The organism is uncultured Vibrio sp., assembly GCF_947488985.1.
Classification (GTDB): Bacteria; Pseudomonadota; Gammaproteobacteria; order Enterobacterales; family Vibrionaceae; genus Vibrio.
The window spans coordinates 1-4,265 of record NZ_CANLBV010000161.1 but is presented as its reverse complement, the minus strand read 5'-3'; the positions used below and the strand labels follow the sequence as shown (position 1 = coordinate 4,265).

The 4,265-nt window shown below is 43.9% G+C and carries 3 protein-coding genes and 1 tRNA gene; 1 reads left to right on the top strand and 3 read right to left on the bottom strand.

Going from position 1 to position 4,265, the window contains the following annotated elements; genetic code table 11:
- The 3 genes from Q1A70_RS19120 to Q1A70_RS19110 all read right to left on the bottom strand — a co-directional run bounded on the left by Q1A70_RS19120 (nucleotide 1) and on the right by Q1A70_RS19110 (nucleotide 3,384).
- Nucleotides 1–74, bottom strand: a tRNA-Cys gene (locus Q1A70_RS19120).
- Nucleotides 75–271: 197 nt separating this feature from the next.
- Complete coding sequence (gene viaA, locus Q1A70_RS19115; protein ID WP_299695437.1) at nucleotides 272–1,717, bottom strand: ATPase RavA stimulator ViaA; 1,446 nt, start codon at nucleotides 1,715–1,717, stop codon at nucleotides 272–274.
- A gap of 11 nt (nucleotides 1,718–1,728) precedes the next feature.
- A complete protein-coding gene (locus tag Q1A70_RS19110; RefSeq protein ID WP_299695439.1) occupies nucleotides 1,729–3,384 on the bottom strand; it encodes an ATPase RavA domain-containing protein in 1,656 nt (551 codons plus the stop codon).
- A gap of 286 nt (nucleotides 3,385–3,670) precedes the next feature.
- Here Q1A70_RS19110 and Q1A70_RS19105 point away from each other — a divergent pair, with 286 nt between their 5' ends.
- A complete protein-coding gene (locus Q1A70_RS19105; RefSeq protein ID WP_299695441.1) occupies nucleotides 3,671–4,186 on the top strand; it encodes an NUDIX hydrolase in 516 nt (171 codons plus the stop codon).
- Nucleotides 4,187–4,265 lie beyond the last annotated feature (79 nt).

The following is a 4,265-nucleotide window of genomic DNA, read 5'->3' as shown; positions in this document are numbered from 1 at the left end:
TGGAGGCGCCTCCCGGAGTCGAACCGAGGTCCACGGATTTGCAATCCGCTGCATAGCCACTCTGCCAAGGCGCCTTTTTAACTCAACACATCAGTACCTCACTAAGCGGTATTGCTGTGTTCGGCGCTTACTTTACGGATTGCCGGGAGATAGTCAAACAAAAAAGTGCATTTAAATTCTATTTGCTGACATTTAAATCAAATTGCTGCATGTTCGATCTTTTCAATCAAAAAACACGCAGCCGAATGCGTTTCAAGAAGTCGCTTTTGTGCTACCACTTCTTCATAAAACGGCCAACCAAGCCTGGGTGATAAGTCCAACAGTGATCAAACATCGTCATCAGTTGCGGGTTGCCGTATTTAGAAAGGCTAACTGCGTGAAAACGATTTTTATGCTGTTTCAGTTTATCCACTTGAGCTATCATCTCATCAGACTGCTTGGGAGCAATAAAGTCAGAAAGTACGATCAGATCGGCATTCTTGTATTTGTCACCGGTCATCAAATCTATCGACTTCATGAGAACGGGTTCTAAATCAGTACCGCCGTGGAACGAGTAGCTTAAGAAATCACTCGCTTCACGTAGGCCATCTTGCCTTGTTAATTCATAGGTGATCTGCTCAGAAGAGAACAGAATAACGTAACAGTCCCGCTCTTCCGCAAGAGCGATCTGCATCAACGCATACGCCATCGCTTTCGCAGACTGCTCAGGAAAACCACTCATTGAGCCAGATGCATCCACACAGACGATAAACGGGCCTTTTTCAATATCGACAGTTTTGCTATCCGGTTTTTGAGCTTTGACCTTGCGCAAGGTGCGAGACTTACCTTGCGAGCGATAATTCAGTAAACGCTTATCAGCTAAATGTTTATAAAAGATAACTTCAAGTTCAGGGTACGCTAAGAACATGGTTTCGTTAGGCAGCATCTTGTTCAGATCATCACTTTCATGGATCCCAACAATGTCATCCACGGCTTCATCGCTTTGCTCTTCAACCATCTGCAGTTCTTCTAAGGGGGCTTTATGTAACGAAGGATCGTCTTCTTCCCCCGCCATACGACCGAGCTTTTCCGCTATCTCTTGTAGGCCTTTGTGCTTATTCAAGAACTCTGCATGACGCTTCATTATGGTTAAGTCGGTTTTACTCAGCTTGGCAGATGCCATGTCCCACAAACGACCGATACTGTTTTCATCCCCCGACGCTGTCACTTTATCCATGCTTTTCATGGTTTCCATGCGCTGGTAAAGATCGGCTAACACTTTTTCTTTGCTTGCTTCCAGTTCGGTCACTTGAGCTTGTTTGATCGCATCTGACAGAGATTGATACCATTGGCCACAGAAATAGTGCGGGAACATGACATTATCAACGCCCTTGTTATGTTCCATAAGACGTCTTGCTTGCAGGTAGAAGGAGGAGTGCCACTCCAGCTTTTTGATCACCCCTTCTATCTCATCAAAAAACTGCTCTTCATTCCAATAAATCACTTCTTGATAAAGTGCAATTTCCTCTTGGAACCTATCGGTTTCACAGACTTTGGTCACGCGATTTTTCACTTTACCACGCCACTTAACTAAGTGATTCTTGACCGATGCTTTCATACCTTTGCTTTCAGTCGTGATCATAACCTGAGAGCGAGCGATGAGATCATTCATCGCCGTGTCAATGATGCCTGAATCAGCTACCATTAAAGCGAGGTTTAGGCCGTCTGCTCCTAACATATGCTCTCCCCTTACTCGAAGTACTGACTCATAAACTTAATACGCTGAGCAATTTTACTGCTCTTCACTTTCGTCATTTCAAGATCTTGAGCAACAGCTTGCAAGCTTGCTTCCATCGCTTTCGGTAAGTCAGGATCAATGAAATTATGAGGCAAGGCATCATGGAACTCGGTGCGAACTCGTTTTAACTGGAATTCAGCTTCAGACAGTTGCTGTAGCGCATTCTCCGCACCACTCAACCACTTGTTATACAGCTCTTGGTCTAAACCATCAGTGGTAACCACACTGACGAGTACTGAGCGATTGGCAATATCTTTAATCACTAACTGATTAGAGGCATCGAGGTCAATTTTCAAACGACATAGGTGTTTATTTTCGTTTACGTAGCCATAAATTTCGCCATGGCCTTCTTTAAGTACTCGATCAAAATCGTTCTTGGCCACATAAACCCAACGGCTATCGCCCTTCTCTGTTTCTGAAACCGACAGATTGCTTTGCAGCATCACCAATTTAACAAGGTTGTATGCACTACCCACACTGAAGGTTTTCGCATTCTTGATGTTGTGTTGATAAACATCTTTACGCAATAAACCGCTTGTTGATTCCATCGATAACGACACCGACAATGTTGATTCAACATCATCTTGGATCTCACCGAACTCTTCACGTGCCATTTCGATTTGCGCTTTCGACTCTTGCTGATCAAACGCTCGATTCAACGCAAAATCTTTGACAACATGCCTCACCACATCACGTGATTCTGGGCTATGCCATAGACAATCTTGCAATAACATAATATCAAGTGGATTCACGCTATCACGACCACTAAAGAATGCACTCGCTTTCAATAGTTTAACGGCTTTCTTCCAACGTCGATCCGAAACGTAGAGCTCAGATTCAGACGATGAGCCTTGCTCCTTAATCGAATCTTCAAGCATGGTTTTTAGTTCATATAGCTTATTAAACGAGTTGTCGCTCAACTCAAGCTTATCGAGTTCGCTTTGCCATTGGTGATATTCAATGTCGGTGATCGCCAAACCTTTCGGAATCACCGCTTCTTGAGAAGTTCCCGTCATCAGCATCGATTTGAAGTTTTGTTTGTTTTGAATACGGTTAACGAACACGCGAACTAGCATGCGGTCGTAAAGGGCTTCTAAGCCACTGTCTTCATCGGGAAGTTCGTTGGATGCCGACACTAATAGACGCATCGGTACACGTTCAATGTCGCTGCCATTTTTGAATGTCTTTTCGTTCACCACGGTCAGCAGCGTATTGAGGATCGCAGGGCCGGCTTTCCAGATCTCATCAAGGAATACCACTTGTGCCGTGGGCAGGTAGCCTTCAGTGAGTCGGACATAACGACCATTGTCTTTTAGTTCTTGAATGCTTAATGGGCCGAACACCTCTTCAGGCGTAGAAAAACGGGTCATCAAATATTCGAAATAGCTGCTGTTGTCAAAAGCTTGAATCAGGCGCTTTGCAATAAGGCTTTTAGCGATACCCGGAGGGCCTAATAAAAATACGCTTTCACCCGCGAGGGCTGCCAATAAACAAAGCTTTATCGTGTCTTCTCTTTCGTAGACACCATCAGAGAGGGCTTGCGCCAATTTATTAATTCTTTCGGAACGCAGCGCCTTGTCAGCATGTGAGGAAATAGAAGGGGTCATGCGTTACTCCGAAAATCTTTGAACAGTTGAGAGTTTAGATGTTTTTTATACATTTGTTAGCACTTTGTTACAAGTGTATTTATGGTTGAGTTGCCTTTATATCAAAAGGTTAGAGCCGTGATATTGTGGTAATCATAGTTTTCAAATATGAGAGCACCATCACAAGTTGTGTGCAATCAAATTTGCTGCTAACCCCAAATTTTCTTTTATTTTAGATACCATAGACGTTAAGGTGGAGCACACTTACACAGATACGACTAATTGGCAAGGAAACTGTCCAGACTGCATGAATAAAGTTATCCATCGATGGAAAAGTATCTCTCTTATCGAAGAGAACGTGACGCTACCTACGAACGTCGTCATAACACACACAACCATACACCACCCTGGCGCAGCCGTTATTCTTCCTATCACTTCGTCTGGAAAGATTATTCTCATTAACCAATTTCGCCCATCTCTAAAAAAATGGCTGTTGGAGCTACCCGCAGGAACTGTGGAAGCCGATGAAACACCGATGCAATGTGCAGAGCGAGAGCTAGAAGAAGAAACCGGATACAGCGCGACTTCATTTAAAAGTTTGGGGCAAGTCACGCCTTTGGCTGGTTTCTGCGATGAGATTCAGTATTTGTTCGTCGCTAAAGGTCTCAACCACACCACTCGCTTTGAATGCGATGAAGATGAAGTCATAGAAGTCATGGAACTGAGCTTAGATGAGCTGCACGATAAAATACGATGCAATCAAATCACCGACACTAAAACTATTGCTTGTTTAAGCAAGGCCCAACTGTGCGGCTATCTATAAACCAAAGCAGTGAGACCTATCAAACTGAGCAGGCAAAGAAACGAAAAAAACGTTCTAAAACAGGTAAAACCTGTTACCC

Bases quoted from the DNA above. Each gene is read 5' to 3' on its own strand.
- viaA (WP_299695437.1), bottom strand. From the start codon at position 1,717: ATGTTAGGAGCAGACGGCCTAAACCTCGCTTTAATGGTAGCTGATTCA.
- Q1A70_RS19110 (WP_299695439.1), bottom strand. From the start codon at position 3,384: ATGACCCCTTCTATTTCCTCACATGCTGACAAGGCGCTGCGTTCCGAA.
- Q1A70_RS19105 (WP_299695441.1), top strand. From the start codon at position 3,671: ATGAATAAAGTTATCCATCGATGGAAAAGTATCTCTCTTATCGAAGAG.